Origin of the sequence: Rhizobium binae (assembly GCF_017357225.1) — a bacterium.
GTDB classification, from domain to species: domain Bacteria; phylum Pseudomonadota; class Alphaproteobacteria; order Rhizobiales; family Rhizobiaceae; genus Rhizobium; species Rhizobium binae.
The window spans coordinates 3,715,612-3,728,645 of sequence record NZ_CP071604.1 but is presented as its reverse complement, the minus strand read 5'-3'; the positions used below and the strand labels follow the sequence as shown (position 1 = coordinate 3,728,645).

The 13,034-nt window shown below is 57.8% G+C and carries 17 protein-coding genes; 4 read left to right on the top strand and 13 right to left on the bottom strand.

All coding sequences use genetic code 11. The features are described 5' to 3' along the window. Positions 1 to 96 precede the first annotated feature (96 nt). The 12 genes from J2J99_RS18235 to J2J99_RS18180 form a co-directional block, all read right to left on the bottom strand. Entirely contained in the window at positions 97 to 2,670 is a 2,574-nt protein-coding gene (locus J2J99_RS18235) for an AAA family ATPase (protein ID WP_168296128.1), read from the bottom strand. Positions 2,671 to 2,873: 203 nt separating this feature from the next. Continuing rightward, positions 2,874 to 3,044, bottom strand: coding sequence for a hypothetical protein (locus J2J99_RS18230; RefSeq protein ID WP_168296129.1), 171 nt, complete (start codon positions 3,042 to 3,044; stop codon positions 2,874 to 2,876). Continuing rightward, a complete protein-coding gene (locus J2J99_RS18225) occupies positions 3,041 to 3,448 on the bottom strand; it encodes a transposase (protein WP_168296130.1) in 408 nt (135 codons plus the stop codon). The genes J2J99_RS18230 and J2J99_RS18225 overlap by 4 nt, the downstream gene beginning before the upstream one ends. Continuing rightward, positions 3,445 to 3,864, bottom strand: coding sequence for a hypothetical protein (locus tag J2J99_RS18220; protein WP_168296131.1), 420 nt, complete (start codon positions 3,862 to 3,864; stop codon positions 3,445 to 3,447). Before J2J99_RS18220 ends, J2J99_RS18225 begins: the two co-directional genes overlap by 4 nt. A gap of 61 nt (positions 3,865 to 3,925) precedes the next feature. Beyond that, positions 3,926 to 4,144: a hypothetical protein gene (locus J2J99_RS18215; RefSeq protein WP_168296029.1), complete on the bottom strand. Its 219-nt coding sequence runs from the start codon at positions 4,142 to 4,144 to the stop codon at positions 3,926 to 3,928. A gap of 13 nt (positions 4,145 to 4,157) precedes the next feature. Further along, positions 4,158 to 4,355: a hypothetical protein gene (locus J2J99_RS18210; protein ID WP_168296132.1), complete on the bottom strand. Its 198-nt coding sequence runs from the start codon at positions 4,353 to 4,355 to the stop codon at positions 4,158 to 4,160. A 61-nt stretch (positions 4,356 to 4,416) separates the two neighbouring features. Next, the gene (locus J2J99_RS18205; protein WP_168296133.1) at positions 4,417 to 4,761 is read right to left on the bottom strand and encodes a hypothetical protein; all 345 of its coding nucleotides are present in this window, start codon (positions 4,759 to 4,761) and stop codon (positions 4,417 to 4,419) included. A 50-nt stretch (positions 4,762 to 4,811) separates the two neighbouring features. Continuing rightward, positions 4,812 to 5,387: a hypothetical protein gene (locus J2J99_RS18200; RefSeq protein ID WP_168296134.1), complete on the bottom strand. Its 576-nt coding sequence runs from the start codon at positions 5,385 to 5,387 to the stop codon at positions 4,812 to 4,814. After that, positions 5,365 to 5,580: a hypothetical protein gene (locus tag J2J99_RS18195; RefSeq protein ID WP_168296135.1), complete on the bottom strand. Its 216-nt coding sequence runs from the start codon at positions 5,578 to 5,580 to the stop codon at positions 5,365 to 5,367. Before J2J99_RS18195 ends, J2J99_RS18200 begins: the two co-directional genes overlap by 23 nt. Continuing rightward, positions 5,577 to 6,977: a phage/plasmid primase, P4 family gene (locus tag J2J99_RS18190; RefSeq protein WP_168296136.1), complete on the bottom strand. Its 1,401-nt coding sequence runs from the start codon at positions 6,975 to 6,977 to the stop codon at positions 5,577 to 5,579. The genes J2J99_RS18195 and J2J99_RS18190 overlap by 4 nt, the downstream gene beginning before the upstream one ends. Next, the gene (locus J2J99_RS18185) at positions 6,974 to 7,504 is read right to left on the bottom strand and encodes a hypothetical protein (protein ID WP_168296137.1); all 531 of its coding nucleotides are present in this window, start codon (positions 7,502 to 7,504) and stop codon (positions 6,974 to 6,976) included. The genes J2J99_RS18190 and J2J99_RS18185 overlap by 4 nt, the downstream gene beginning before the upstream one ends. 132 nt (positions 7,505 to 7,636) lie before the next feature. Next, positions 7,637 to 7,843, bottom strand: a complete 207-nt coding sequence (locus tag J2J99_RS18180; RefSeq protein WP_130822564.1) for a hypothetical protein — start codon at positions 7,841 to 7,843, stop codon at positions 7,637 to 7,639. Positions 7,844 to 7,955: 112 nt separating this feature from the next. On the opposite strand from J2J99_RS18180, the gene J2J99_RS18175 reads away from it, so the two are divergent. Together J2J99_RS18175 and J2J99_RS18170 are read left to right on the top strand one after the other, a co-directional pair. Further along, positions 7,956 to 8,582 carry a hypothetical protein gene (locus J2J99_RS18175; protein ID WP_168296138.1) on the top strand — a complete coding sequence of 209 codons (627 nt, stop codon included), beginning with the start codon at positions 7,956 to 7,958 and terminating at the stop codon, positions 8,580 to 8,582. A gap of 79 nt (positions 8,583 to 8,661) precedes the next feature. Further along, positions 8,662 to 9,894: a tyrosine-type recombinase/integrase gene (locus tag J2J99_RS18170; RefSeq protein WP_168296139.1), complete on the top strand. Its 1,233-nt coding sequence runs from the start codon at positions 8,662 to 8,664 to the stop codon at positions 9,892 to 9,894. An 823-nt stretch (positions 9,895 to 10,717) separates the two neighbouring features. Here J2J99_RS18170 and J2J99_RS18165 read toward each other — a convergent pair. Further along, positions 10,718 to 11,698 (bottom strand): zinc-dependent alcohol dehydrogenase family protein, encoded by a 981-nt coding sequence (locus J2J99_RS18165; RefSeq protein ID WP_425526064.1) that lies wholly within the window; start codon positions 11,696 to 11,698, stop codon positions 10,718 to 10,720. 116 nt (positions 11,699 to 11,814) lie between these two features. Between J2J99_RS18165 and J2J99_RS18160 the strand changes: the two genes are divergently transcribed. Both J2J99_RS18160 and J2J99_RS18155 read left to right on the top strand, forming a co-directional pair. Beyond that, a complete protein-coding gene (locus J2J99_RS18160) occupies positions 11,815 to 12,687 on the top strand; it encodes a LysR family transcriptional regulator (protein WP_168296141.1) in 873 nt (290 codons plus the stop codon). After that, on the top strand, positions 12,684 to 13,031 hold the full coding sequence (locus J2J99_RS18155) for a hypothetical protein (RefSeq protein ID WP_168296142.1): 348 nt from the start codon (positions 12,684 to 12,686) through the stop codon (positions 13,029 to 13,031). Before J2J99_RS18160 ends, J2J99_RS18155 begins: the two co-directional genes overlap by 4 nt. Positions 13,032 to 13,034: the final 3 nt, after the last annotated feature.

The window sequence follows — 13,034 nt, the reverse complement described above, 5'->3', positions numbered from 1 at the left end:
TCTCATGTAGTTTTGGGCGCCAGAAAAAAATCTGCGGATGAGAGGCGCGCGGGTCCCTTGGCACGTTGTCCTTTGAGCCTTACTCCGCCCCCCAGGTTAGCGCGTATGTTCACCTTGGTCAGTCTTCATCTTGGAATGTAAGGTTTGGATGATGTCGCGCAGGGCTTCAGTCACATACGAAAACCCTGGTTGCTCGCTGAGGGGCTTTTTCAGGCGCGCATACCGAGCAGCTGTGCGACGGGCCAGAGCGGCAACTTTACTGCAGGCCGAAGGCTTGGCACTGTGAACCATCGTCTTCATCGGATCAATCAAGATTCGGATGGCTTCCAAGTCGACGTCGTGGTTTTTGTCGGACAGTTTTTCGATGAAATCAAAGAGAGGCTCGAGGTCGTCCTGCAGCAGACGGAATAGCTTGCCAGCGAGGCTACTTATCCAATCATCTTGCAGTGTTGAGTCGAGTTGCTCGACATCCCGCGCTAGCCATTTCCCTTCAAAATAAGCTTCCAGCGATGCTTTCATCATGCTGATTGCCCGGGTCTTATCAGTGTGAATGAACGGCCGTGCTTGGGTTTCAAGAACCTGCCCAAGCTTCGAGTAAAACTCTGATCGATGTCGCTGCGAGAGCGATCCAGATTGTAACACCTTCCGGCAGAGGTCCTCTGCACTCTTGATGGTGTGCGGTGCGGAAAATTCAAGCTTATACCAGGTCCTAAGCATAAAAATGTCACGCGAGTGGAGAGCAAAAGCGCGTGCAAAGTAGCCTCTCGCATCTTCGGCATTTGCGGCGCCGCGTGCCGCATAGCCCTGCCCCAAAAGGCCAAGGAACTGCGGATTTCCCCATATCGAGTCACTCGTTGGAATAGCGGTCCCTTCTTCGACAATGCGGTCGAAATCCGAGGTGCGAGCGAGCTTCTGCATCCTAACAAGGATCGCTGCTTCATGCGCAGGTGTTCGTCCGCTCTCTTGCTTAAAGTGACTGATAGCTTTCTGCAAAGCCGGGTAGTATGGCAAATCTGGAGAAACTTGTCTGACGAAACCTATGGCAGGCGTAGCAAGTTCGTACAGGGTATCTCCATTTTCGTTCTCAGTAGATTTTAGGAATATCCCCTTTGTTTGCGTGACCGCATCTCTAATCTGCTCTTCTGAATATGAAGTGATGTGCCCAATTGCGGTAATGGAGACAGGGGTTTCAATTAGGCTCAATGCTGCAAGCATATGGCGCGCTTTGGTGGCCGCCTCTAGTCGATCGTATTCCCGTTGATAGAGATAGCGACGCGCCGCATCTCCTTCGCGACTTTCGTATGCTTTGAAGGCCTCTTCATATGACGAACAATTGCGTCTGAGGCCGATAATCGTCTCTATGAGGATTGGGAGGCCGGCGCTGATTTCAAACAACCGGAGAGCATTGTTGCCCGCCGGTGGAGCAACCTCGAACTGGCGACAGCAGGATTCCATGAACCTAAAGAACTCGTGTTCGAAGTCGAGCGAAGGCACTTCTTTGGCGGTTTTCAATGCATATGGTGGTGCGTAGCGGGAGGTGTATAGGATTTTGAGGCGGCCGGAACACTGTGCTGCTTTTTGGAAAAGTAGTTCCTCGCCAGTGTCCCGATTTCGGCGGGTAAGAGCATCGATGTCGTCGATCACTATTAAACCAGAAAAATTGTCGACAAGTTCGTCGAGATGCTCTTCAACGCTTTCTTCCGATAACCCCTCTAGCTCAGTGCTCGCCACAAGTCCGGCGTGGTAAAGAATTTGCTTTACTTGCTCCTCAGCTGTCGCGAAATCGCGTTGAGTGAAGTTGCTTTCTTTCTGCTGGAAGGGGTCGAGCGCAGTTTCCTTGGCAGACAGAAACAACACGTAGTCGAGCGTATTGCCCTTCGGTAGCGTAATCCTATAAGGCGAATGCGCTACTGCGGTAGCAAACTCATATGCCAACGTGCTCTTGCCGCTTCCTCCGGGCCCATGCAGGTACATCCGGACATGATTACTAAATACGAGCCAATCCCACAAATCATGTAGAAGACCGAACCGACCGACAAACTCGTCCATCGTTGATGGAGAAGGTGGCAGCGACCTGTGTACTGATACGCTTCCAACCTCGTTTCTAGAAAAGAATGACGAACGATTGCCGTACAGAAGTGGTAGATGGCGAGGTTCCGCTATTAATACCTCGTGGCGATCTCGCACCCAAAGAGCACCTTGCCCGTATTTGGATAGGGATCGCGTTAACCGAGCCGGTCGCTGAGCACGACGAGCAGGAACCAATACAACTTGGATTGGCAGAGTATCCGCACCCTCCTTTAGTGCGTATCGACGAAGGGAGCATTCAATTTGGTTCCCACTAAAGTCAGAGAGTACTCTGTTGAAGGCTTCTATATTAAATATCTCCTTCGCCAAGGACGGCACGCCAGTGCGATCGACAACCCCGAACACGATTAGCCCGCCGAAAGTATTGTGGAAGGAAAGCGCAAGTCGGATAATGCCGGCACCGTAACCCTCAGAAAAACTCTCTGGAATCGTTTCTTTGAAGTCAATGATCGTCGTTTCTTGAAGAAGAATCCGGCCGGTATCTTCATCAAAGAGGTCTCCGAACAGCTCCGCCAGTGTTGCCGGCAGGTGGTTTTGCTGGATGGCCGCTGCAATGCCGGTGTTCTGATAGAGCAGGTTCATAAAGTTCTCTCGCGTTTCTAACAACCGAGAGGAGAAACTCGCACGTGCGTGTGATTCTGCAACAAAGAAAATGGCGGCCGAAGCGGTTATCCGAGGGAAAATAGCAAGAGATGGCAATCTCTCCGCTAGTAATGAATTCCCGAGTCAGTTGTTTTGCGTCCCGAGACGATGTAACACACCCATAGTCCATCGGCGACTGCGGACTAAGAGAGCCGTGTCGTTGGCGCATCGGACTCATCGAAATACCGGAACACGGCCGCAACGATCATCGCGGCTTCCTTATCCGTGAGGGGCCTTTGCAGGTGCGCGGTTGCCAGATCAAATGCCCTTTTGATCGTACCGGCTATTTGGGGAGTTAAATCGACGCTGATCATGACGTCGGTCCCACCGGGGCACGTTTGGCCGGCTTGTTGCCTTTCGAAGCCAATTGCCAGCAGGCTGGATCACTGCCAGGCGCGGTCCCCGCAGGGACAGCCCGTAGGGCAACCCAGAGGCTGCCGGAATGCGTGACAGTATCGCCTTTTGCGTAAGCGGCCGCGCGCTGAAAATTCCCCAGATATTTGATCCCGCCTTCCTCAAGTGCTTCGACTCGGGCGGAAAGCGCCTTTAGCTTCACGGCTGTGGCGGCTGTGGTGGCCGCGACGAGTGCGTGAACCATTCGCCTGCTCAATGGCCGTTGAAGCTGCTCTTCCGTGAAGTTGGAGTCGAGGCCGGTTTTGATCTCCTTGGCGCGCGCCGAGATAATGGTAAGCTGTTCTTCATCGTCGCGGTCGGTCATTGCCCCATGCTCCCGAAAATTTCCTCGACCTCGGCGTCTGGTAGGCTGCGGCGTTCATCCAGGATTATGGCAAGTGCCTCGATCTCCTCACGGTGACTGTGCACAAAATCCTCGGCGAGCACCAAAAGCGCGCGGCGCATCTCGTCGGGCGGATCGGACCACGAGCCCAGAAAAAACGCATGTTCCAGAAGCAGTTCATCCGATTTCGACAGTCCGGTTTCAGGCGCCGCAGCTCCGCCCGCTAGCGCGGTTATTCCGTATCCTACCGCCACCGCGCCGTGGTGCCGTCCGCGCTCAAGACTATCACCGGGTGGCCTCAGGATTATCTCGTCGATCGATGCATGAAGGACGCCGATCCCATGCCGCAGGGCCGCCAAGACATGGCCGGCTTCGTGTAACGCATTTTGGCTTGCCATCTATGCCGCCTATTCAAATAGCGAGAGCTATCACTGTAGCAAATCGCCTCGAAGCGGCGCGTTATGCGTCATCGGCCAGCCCCCGGCAGAGCACCTGGATCATCTTATTGAGCCCGCGCCGCAATGTTTCGTCATCGTCGGCGTCGAGCGGGCTTAGAATCTTCAACCGTTCCAGCGCGGCGGTGAGTTCGACCTCGTCGATCTCAATTTGGAGCACGCGGCGGCCGGCTTTTCGCCGGTCCCGATACCGGCGCTGGCGCTCTCTGGAGGTGGCACTCATCGTTTAGTCCCGGCTATTGATTGCGCACTTCGGCGCGGCGAAGTTCTATCGCTCTGGATAGCGCGAGTTGCAGCTCTTCCGGCCGCACCTCGGGGAACGCCTCGACCGCCTCATAGACCATCTTGTCGGCAAGCCAACGTTGATGCCTGACTTCGGGATGCTGCTTGACCCAGTTCAACATCCAGTGTGCTGCTCGTTCGATTTCACTCATCTGACTCCCTCGCTCGGATTGCGGGCGCCCGCCCAAGTCCTGCGGACGCCCACGGCCTTAATCACGCCGCTTCGTCATCTTCGTCTTCATCGAAGTCGCCCGGCTCGTAGCCGAACTTGGCGAACCGATCCTGAAGTTCGAGGCTGATGATCGACAGCGCGCGGATCGTAGCGAGCACGCTTTCGCCATTCGTAATTTTGTTGTAGTGCGGCCCCTTTAACGCCAGCTTGGCAACAACCGTGGCTTTCTTCTCCTCGGCAAAGGGGTCGCCCGCCTCGGATTCACCAAACCAGAAGGGGCTGCAATCTAGAACCGCCCTTATCTGGTCCGCCTTGAACACAGCAGTTTCCGCGATACGAGCCGGGTCGTGGAGGTAAAACAAGCCAACATCATTGCGATTGCGCATTTTCATTCTCCTTCCGCCGGATCAACGGCTCCGGCATTGCCGTATGGTGATCAGGCCGACAGATTGGCAGCGACATAGCGAAGGAATTCGATTGCAAGCGGATCGCCCTGCTCGGCTTTCCGCTCCGCGTGCTCGATCACGCCCGCTTCCAGGTCCCCAATGTCATCGAAAAGGGGGGCGAAACGAGCGTGCGTCTCCATCCGCCGTTTCCGTTCCTCCATTCGTTCTTTGAGCACGTGCAAGCCTTCTTCACCGGCTTTCCTGAACTGCTCGTTAGTCGCATGGCCGCATTCGCTGATGAGCTGCCGCCGCATGTCCTCAACATCCTTGTTGTTGACGAAAATATCGACCATGCGCCGATGCAGGGCCATTTCCGGCGGGAGCTTCGAATAGTCAGGTGGCAATTCCGGTTCAGCGGATACCGGAATATGACCCATCATCCGGCCCGCTCGGATCATGCCGCGCACCGCGTTATCTGCGACCTCGGGGCTCAATTCCGGGCAAGCCACGCGAAAGCGTTTTACGAGTTCGAGGTCACCGCAGTAAGGAACCCCGTCATCCGTCGCCTTGGCCATGATGTCGGCCAGCTTGCTCCGCTGCTCGCTATTCAGGTCGTTTGTCATCATCTTTCCTTCCTGCACCGGCGCCGGGATTGACGCCTTTCTCATCTCTCATTGAAACTTCGAAACCCCGCCGCAACGCCTCCTCGACGGTTCGCGTGCCATGTTTGCCATGAGTTTGCTTTTCCAGTGTTCGCGCGCCGCGCGCGTTGACGCCCGAAATGGAAAGTCGCGGCACACGTGGCACCGAGGCGATCAATCGAACTCTCCATAGCGTCCTCCCCGAGCTGGCTCGGAAAGTCTAAGTCCGTGAATACCCCTCATTTTGTGAACTCTGTCGGACGTGAATCCACGCGCTTCGAGTTCCTGTTTGAAGCGCTTCTGCGAGCCTGCGGTCTCGCCGGATCGTTCCGCCCAGCCTTTCCAGGATGTATAGAGCGGGACTGTGCCCTCGAATGCCTGCGGATCGCGCTGACAGCAATCCTCGATCCATGCACTAAGCGCGTCCTCAGCGTCCAGATAATGCGCCGTCGCTTCCGTCACCGCTTTTGGCGGTGACAGGCCGAGGCGCTGCCATTCGAGGCAACCTTCGATGGCCCAGGTGAGAATCCCCGGCCATTCCTCCCGGAGCTTTTCCGTCAGGGTTTCGTCCCGCTCCTCGGGCGGGATTGTCACCGTGAAGGGGATCAGGTTGAAGCGACGGCGGATCGCCTCGTCAACGGAGCGCAAGCTGGGCTTGTGGTTGCCGGCGATCACGAGCTTGAACTGCGGCTTGTATTCGAAGAAATCCTGACGCATGAAGCGCGCGGCGATACGGTCGCCGCCGGTTAGCGCCTTGATCTTCGATTCCGCCCAACGGCGTCCTCCTTCCGTCTCCACCGCCGTCACAAGCCGCGCGCCTCGCAAGCCGGCAAGCTCGGTGGGATGACGGTCACCACTAGACGCGACAAACGTCTCGATGGGTGCGCTCCTGCCGTAATCACCGACAACATTCATCAGCGTGTCGATGAAGACAGATTTGCCGTTGCCGCCGTGGCCGAACAGAAAGAACAGCGCGTGTTCGCGGGTGATGCCGGTCAGGCAATACCCCGCCATCCGCTGGAGGAAGGCTTGCAGTTCCTCGTCGCCGGCCGTGACGCGGGCGAGGAAGGCGCGCCAGATCGGGCAATCATCACCGGGCGCTACCGTCGAGATTTTTGTCAAGTAGTCGCCGGGGGAAGCGATGCGTGATCTGCCGGTTGTCAGATCAACGACGCCGGCCGGCGTATTGATAATCCAATCGTCTCGATCCCATTGATCAATCGCTGCTGCAATCCGCCGGTCCGCCCGGATTAGTGAGGCGACGGCTGCCACGGTTTTGGCACTGGCAAGCCGCCGTCGCACTTCCTCCTTGCCATCGCAATCTGAGGCGAATTCTCGGCACAGTCGGCGGCACTGGTCGTAAACGCCGAGCGTCTTGTCCGCTCGCCAGACCATACCGTCCCATTCCATCCACTGGCTCCAGGCGGCCACGTATCGGAAGTGAAAATTGTTCCGATCTGCAAATTCAAGCGCCAGGGCCTCTTCCGAAAAGGCCGGCGGATCGGGTTCCGCTATTCTGTGGGCCTTCTGATATTCGTTAAGTCTGAACGCTGCGAACTTCGGTTCGTCGGTCATGAAGCCACCCCCCTGCGCTCAGGGAGGACATACACTTCGGGCAGCCGGCGCGGCCGCATGTGCCGGCTGTAGACCGACAGGAGGTTTTCATCGACGGCGACACGCGGGCAATGGCGAAGTTCATCGAAGGCGCGCTCCCAATCGATGACCACGATCCCATCGCGGCCGGCTTTAAGCCAGTGAAGGGGGCTCCTGTAGACGTGAAGGCAGTGGCCGAGGGAATAGGTTCCGGCATTGTCGACTGCCTGCTCGCCTAGCGCGAACGCCCGGCCCGTCCAGCGCGCCAGCTCATCTTCCGGTCGCCAGAAGATCACATCTCCGACTTCGGCAAACGCGAACCAAGCGGGGCCGCTCTCATCTGGGTCGAATAGTCCGTCCGACCCCCTATAGCCATGGGCAAGGCGGACCAGCTCAGGTTGGACTATAGCGGGCATCGGCACGCCACAGGTGCGTAGCCAATTGATATGCCGCTGCAAAAGCCCGCCGAGAACCGGCATCTCACGATGGCATAGTACGAAATTCGTCATCTGCGATCTCCGATATGGAAACCGCCGGCAAATTGACGCAGGGCAAAGGTCAGCCTAGAATTTAGAACTCGTCCAAGAGAACCTTCTAGCTACCGTCTGATCGAGCCCTTGTTGCGCCACGCGCGGCGGGGCTCAATCTGCTTCACCAAAATTATGATGAAGTCCGAGCTGTTCTGCAATTGGAGCAACCACCGCCATAATCTTGCGTCCGATTCGAACGGTGGGGATGTCGCCACGCTTGGCCGCCTCGTAGCTGCCGTTGCGGCTGAGTCCGTAGAAGACACGGCCTGCATCGGGGATAGGAACAGTCGGACGTCTTAGGACATCTTCAAGGGTCATCGGTGGCCTCCTCTGTCTTCCAATACCCCTGGGTTTACTATTTGTCCTTGCGCGTGCCAACAGATCGCAATACATTTGTCATGCATTCATTAAGACAAATAAGGAGCCTCTGATGGCGGGGAAACGGGAACCGGGCGCCGGCCGCAAGCCAAAGGGCGAGTTTTCGGGCAAATCGGCAGCCTTTTCGACGCGGATAACGCCCGAGTTGCGGGCCGCGCTCGAAAAGGAAAGCAAGGAGACAGGGAAGTCGCTGTCGCAAATTGTTGAACGCCGACTGCGTGACAGCTTTGACCACCCAGAACGCTGGAAGCGTGCATTAGGCGACAAACATGTCCGTGCGCTCGCTTACGCGGTCGCCAAGATCGCCACGGACCTTGAAATAAGAACCGGGCGTCATTGGCACAAAGACGCCTTCACCGGCAGCGCCCTCAAAGCCGCCCTTAACATTGCAATCCACTATTTTGGATTTTGGGACAACGTGCGTGTTCCTGATCGACTCGAAGAGCAAGCCGCCCGGATGCAGGCGGCGTCCCCAGGCGCCGACTTTGGCAAGTTCATGAAAGACCCGGCTGACTATGGCGCACACCGGGCAAGCGAACTTGTCGCTTCAATCAAATTTCTTGAGACGCCCAATGACTTCCACCGGTCCGGATATTCAAACGATTTCGATGCCTTTGTGAGTGACGCGGCGCTTTTGGAGTTCATTGGCAGCAGTCTTCGGCAAGGAGATGAGAAATGAGGGGTTATATCCGCGAACGCAGCCCAGGCAAATGGACCATAGTCATCGACAAGCCAGACCGGCCGGGAAGGGACTGATCATGTCGGTACGCAAACGCACATGGACCGGACACGGCGTCCAGAAGGAGGCGTGGATCGTCACGTACTTCGACACCAAAGGTGTAAAGCGTCAGAAGACGTTCGCAAAGAAACGAGACGCCGACACCTTCGCGAGCAAGACGGACGTGGAGGTGCGGGAGGGCATTCATATTGCCGACCGCGATAGCATCACGGTGAAGCAAGCTGGCAAGCTGTGGATCACAACGGGAGAAGGGGAGGGGCTTGAGCGGAGCACCATCGAACAACGGAAGCGGCACCTGAAATTCCATATCGAGGACTTCATCGGCGACAAGCTGGTTTCTAAGATGACAGTTCCACTGATCCGCGAGTTTGAGGATCAACTCCGGGAGGCGGGGCGTTCCCCCGCAATGGTCAAGAAGGTCCTCGTAAGTCTCGGCGGCATCTTGGGCGACGCCGTGGAACGCGGGCTCGCTATGCGCAATTCGGTCAGGGATATGCGTCAGCGCCGCAACGGCAAAGAGAAGCGGCAGGAGAAGCGTCAGAAGGGCAAACTCAAGGTGGGGGTTCACATACCGACTCCGGCTGAAATCCGGACCATCCTCCCCACACTGGAAGGACACTGGCGCCCGCTCCTGATAACCGACATTTTCAGCGGCATGCGATCTTCGGAGTTGCGCGGGCTGCGTTGGGTCGATGTTGACTTAGAGGGAAGGGCGATCAATGTCTGCCAGCGCGCCGATGAATATGGCAAGATCGGCCGGCCGAAATCCGAGGCAGGTGAGCGCACCATTCCCATCCCGCCGATCGTGGTGAATACGCTCCGGGAATGGCGGCTTGTCTGCCCGCGCCGGGATACCGGCAAAGTCGATGACGCCGGCAATCCGATCATGGAACTTCACTATGTTTTTCCGAACGGCAAAGGGAACCTGGAGAGCCACGCCAACATCGTTAACCGCGCGCTGAAACCCGCTCTGGTCAAAGCCGGCGTGTCGATCGATACGGGGAAAGTGGATAAGGACGGCAATCCGATCATGCGGGCGAAGTACACGGGCCTTCACAGCCTGCGGCACTTCTACGCCTCGTGGTGCATCAACCGGAAGGCTGACGGCGGCCTGGAATTGCCGGTCAAGTCGGTGCAGGAGCGATTAGGGCATTCGTCAATCCAGATGACGCTAGACACCTACGGGCACTTATTCCCGCGCGGCGACGACGCCGACGAACTGGCGGCAGCTGAGCGGTCCCTTCTAGGTTAGTGCGGCAAGCTGCGGCTGCCGTTCTTGCGACATAACTGCGACATAACTGGAATAAAGCTAATAAAAACAACGGTGACACGGGAATCATAATCCTTGTGTCGGGGGTTCAAATCCCTCCTCCGCTACCACATGTTTTTTCAAGCTATCCTCAGCAGCGCGTTCTTGAGGCGATAGTGCTTTTTCAGTGGCTTGGGCCATACGTCTGCCTTGTCTTTCCTAGATTTTAGCGTCTCATTTCTCGTCTGTTATCGGCGAGTCTCAAACGGTCCTCGACGCCAATTCTCACTCGCGCTGCTTATTTCAACCATCAAAAAGCGGGCGGCTCCGAAGCCACCCACAGGAGATGGCGCCGCTGACTGATTTGCTCGCGGCTTCGACAAGTGATCTGCGGCTCGGTCCAATCGAGGCATTGGCATGGTGGCGTGAAGAGGCTTCCCCATCCGTCATGACCGCCGAATCCACGGGCATGATCTCAGGGTCGGCGGGATCGAGATGACGGGCCTCTGGGGACCCGCGCCATCGATGGGGGGTGGACGGCGAGCAACATCGGTGTCTGCTCGATGGACCGCGCCATGCAACGGATGCAAGCTCGAGGCCCCTTCCGGATTTGCGGGTGGAGGTCGAGCGCGTGCTGGCTTCAAGGAAATTCCTGAATGAATATCGAAACCGGTTTGTTCGGAGAGCCCCTGCCGGTAGGCAGCGGCTCGGAAATACGTGCACCCGCCATGCGTCCCGCGCTGTAGAAGTGCGTGTGTTGGCGCGTGTCGAGGCTGCCCAGGCGGTGAAGCCATGGGTCGTAAGGCGCGCGCAGCGTCGGATTTCATCAGTCGATATCGACGATCAGCTTGCCCTCGAGGCCGCCCCGCTGGATGAGCTCATGGGCATCCATCACGGTGTCGAGCTTGAAGGTGCGACCATCGAGGCGAGGGGTCAGCTTACCGGCCTCGGCGAGTTTGGTCGCTTCCGCGAGGATTTCTCCATGATGCTCGCGGCCTTCGCCGGTCAGCAGCGGAATCAGTGTGAAGACGCCGGAATAGGTTGCCGCCTTGAACGATAGCGGTGCGAGCGCATGAGTGCCCCATCCGAGGCAGCTCACCACATGTCCAAAGCGCTTGACCGCCTTGAAGGCGGTATCAAGGCCAGGGCCGCCGATGGTGTCGTAGACGACGTCGAAGCCCTTGCCGTCGGTGTAGCGCGCTACGTAGTCCTCGACAGCCTCGGACGCATAATCGATCGGGGTTGCGCCGATGCTTCTGATGTAGTCGGCCTTGCGCGCTCCATCGACCGCATAGACGTCGGCGCCAAAGGACTTTGCGATTTGAACCGCAACATGGCCGACGCCGCCGGCACCGCCGAGGACGAGAAGCTTCTGGCCGGCGTGAACGCCGGCACGATCAACCAGGCCTTCCCAGGCCGTGATGAAGACCAAGGGCAGGGCCGCGGCTTGCCGCATCGACAGATTGGCAGGCTTGCGGGCGAGCAGCCGGGCGTCGACGGATGCGAACTGCGCCAGAGAACCCTGTACGCCACCGACGCCACCCGTCATGGCGTAGACTTCGTCGCCGCGGCGGAAGTGTTCGGCGCCCGGTCCGACCCCTTCAACCACGCCGGCCATGTCGATGCCGAGGATGGCCGGCAGCGGATGACGCGCATGGGCGGCGTTTCCGGATCTTATCTTGGTGTCGAGCGGGTTGACCCCGCTTGCCTTGATGCGGACGAGAATTTCGCCCTTGGCCGGAACGGGGCGGGGGATTTCAGCGAGGCGAAATACGTCGCCTGGGCTTTCAAGCAGCAATCCTTTCATCGTGCTCATTTCGACTACTCCATTTGGTCGCGGTGGAGTGAATGTGGGGTGGCGGACCTCGTTTGGAAATAATACAATTCGCATGCTGTTCATTCGTTTTTGTATGGGTCTCCGTCATGGAATGGAGTGATGTTCGACTGTTTCTGGCGATCGCGCGCGAGGGAACGTTGGGCGCGGCCGCCCGCTCCCTTGGATTGACCCAGCCCACCATGGGGCGTCGCCTCAAGGCTCTCGAGGAAGCGGTTGGCCATAGCCTCTTCCAGCGAACCAATGACGGCTTCGTTCTCACCACCGAGGGTCAGGTCGTCTTCACCCACGCCGAGCGGATGGAAGAGGAGGCCATCGCACTTGAGCGTCGGATCGCGGGCACCGGGGAAGGTCTTTCCGGGCCTCTCCGGATTTCCTGTTCCGACTGGTTCGGCATCCACGTGCTCAGTCCGCTGCTGTCGCAATTTGCCGCGCTGCATCCGAATGTCGTCGTGGAACTGCTGACCGATTCCAGACTTCTCAACCTCGCGCGGCGGGAAGCCGATCTTGTCTTTCGCATCAGGCCGTTCGCCGACGCGGAAGTGGTGTCGAGAAGGCTGGTTCATATCCCCTATGGGCTCTATGTGCCGCTTGCCATGGCCGATCCGATCGACGGTGATGGACGTTCGCACGGGATCATTACCATGGACGAGGCCTTCGGCGGGATGCCCGACGTGGCCTGGCTGAGGGAACATTATCCCAACGCCAGCATCGTCTTTCGGAGCAACAACCGCGACGTCCAGGCCAGGATGTGCGCCGGTGGAATTGGGATGGCAGTCATTCCAAGGTTGCTGGGCGATGCAAACAAGGACCTGCGCCGGGTCGACGTTTCCGTCCCACCACCGGGTCGCGATACATGGCTGGGATACCACCGGGACCTTCGAAGGCTGGCAAGATTGCGTGCGCTAATAGATTTCATCGTGGAGCGCATGCCCAAATTTGCGTTCTCCTCGGAAACGTGAGCCTGCTGGCTTGTCCAGGTGAGAAGAGTGGTCCTGCCGGCTGGTCGTTGCTGATGATGAAGGTCTGGCACCATCATCAGCGCGGCAAGACTTCATCAGTGGCCTCTTCAGTCAATATCGCCGTGGAGCCGCCCGCTTGCTGTGTTGAGCGGGGCGGCCGTGCTGAGGCCGTAGCCCGGCGGTGGACGGTTCAATTTACAGGTTGCAGATCAAGATTGCACAGGAAGAAACTTCGCCACGCGGCCATTGCCAATCCGACACCGGATGACGAATATGACGGTGACGAAAGCGGCATGATCGGTGACGATGGAGGCAGCGCGATCTACCTGCAACAAGAAGCGTGATGA

What these genes read in the sequence shown, in the direction of transcription:
- J2J99_RS18235 (WP_168296128.1), bottom strand. Translation starts at nt 2,670, where the DNA reads ATGAACCTGCTCTATCAGAACACCGGCATTGCAGCGGCCATCCAGCAA.
- J2J99_RS18230 (WP_168296129.1), bottom strand. Translation starts at nt 3,044, where the DNA reads ATGATCAGCGTCGATTTAACTCCCCAAATAGCCGGTACGATCAAAAGG.
- J2J99_RS18225 (WP_168296130.1), bottom strand. Translation starts at nt 3,448, where the DNA reads ATGACCGACCGCGACGATGAAGAACAGCTTACCATTATCTCGGCGCGC.
- J2J99_RS18220 (WP_168296131.1), bottom strand. Translation starts at nt 3,864, where the DNA reads ATGGCAAGCCAAAATGCGTTACACGAAGCCGGCCATGTCTTGGCGGCC.
- J2J99_RS18215 (WP_168296029.1), bottom strand. Translation starts at nt 4,144, where the DNA reads ATGAGTGCCACCTCCAGAGAGCGCCAGCGCCGGTATCGGGACCGGCGA.
- J2J99_RS18210 (WP_168296132.1), bottom strand. Translation starts at nt 4,355, where the DNA reads ATGAGTGAAATCGAACGAGCAGCACACTGGATGTTGAACTGGGTCAAG.
- J2J99_RS18205 (WP_168296133.1), bottom strand. Translation starts at nt 4,761, where the DNA reads ATGCGCAATCGCAATGATGTTGGCTTGTTTTACCTCCACGACCCGGCT.
- J2J99_RS18200 (WP_168296134.1), bottom strand. Translation starts at nt 5,387, where the DNA reads ATGATGACAAACGACCTGAATAGCGAGCAGCGGAGCAAGCTGGCCGAC.
- J2J99_RS18190 (WP_168296136.1), bottom strand. Translation starts at nt 6,977, where the DNA reads ATGACCGACGAACCGAAGTTCGCAGCGTTCAGACTTAACGAATATCAG.
- J2J99_RS18185 (WP_168296137.1), bottom strand. Translation starts at nt 7,504, where the DNA reads ATGACGAATTTCGTACTATGCCATCGTGAGATGCCGGTTCTCGGCGGG.
- J2J99_RS18180 (WP_130822564.1), bottom strand. Translation starts at nt 7,843, where the DNA reads ATGACCCTTGAAGATGTCCTAAGACGTCCGACTGTTCCTATCCCCGAT.
- J2J99_RS18175 (WP_168296138.1), top strand. Translation starts at nt 7,956, where the DNA reads ATGGCGGGGAAACGGGAACCGGGCGCCGGCCGCAAGCCAAAGGGCGAG.
- J2J99_RS18170 (WP_168296139.1), top strand. Translation starts at nt 8,662, where the DNA reads ATGTCGGTACGCAAACGCACATGGACCGGACACGGCGTCCAGAAGGAG.
- J2J99_RS18165 (WP_425526064.1), bottom strand. Translation starts at nt 11,698, where the DNA reads ATGAAAGGATTGCTGCTTGAAAGCCCAGGCGACGTATTTCGCCTCGCT.
- J2J99_RS18160 (WP_168296141.1), top strand. Translation starts at nt 11,815, where the DNA reads ATGGAATGGAGTGATGTTCGACTGTTTCTGGCGATCGCGCGCGAGGGA.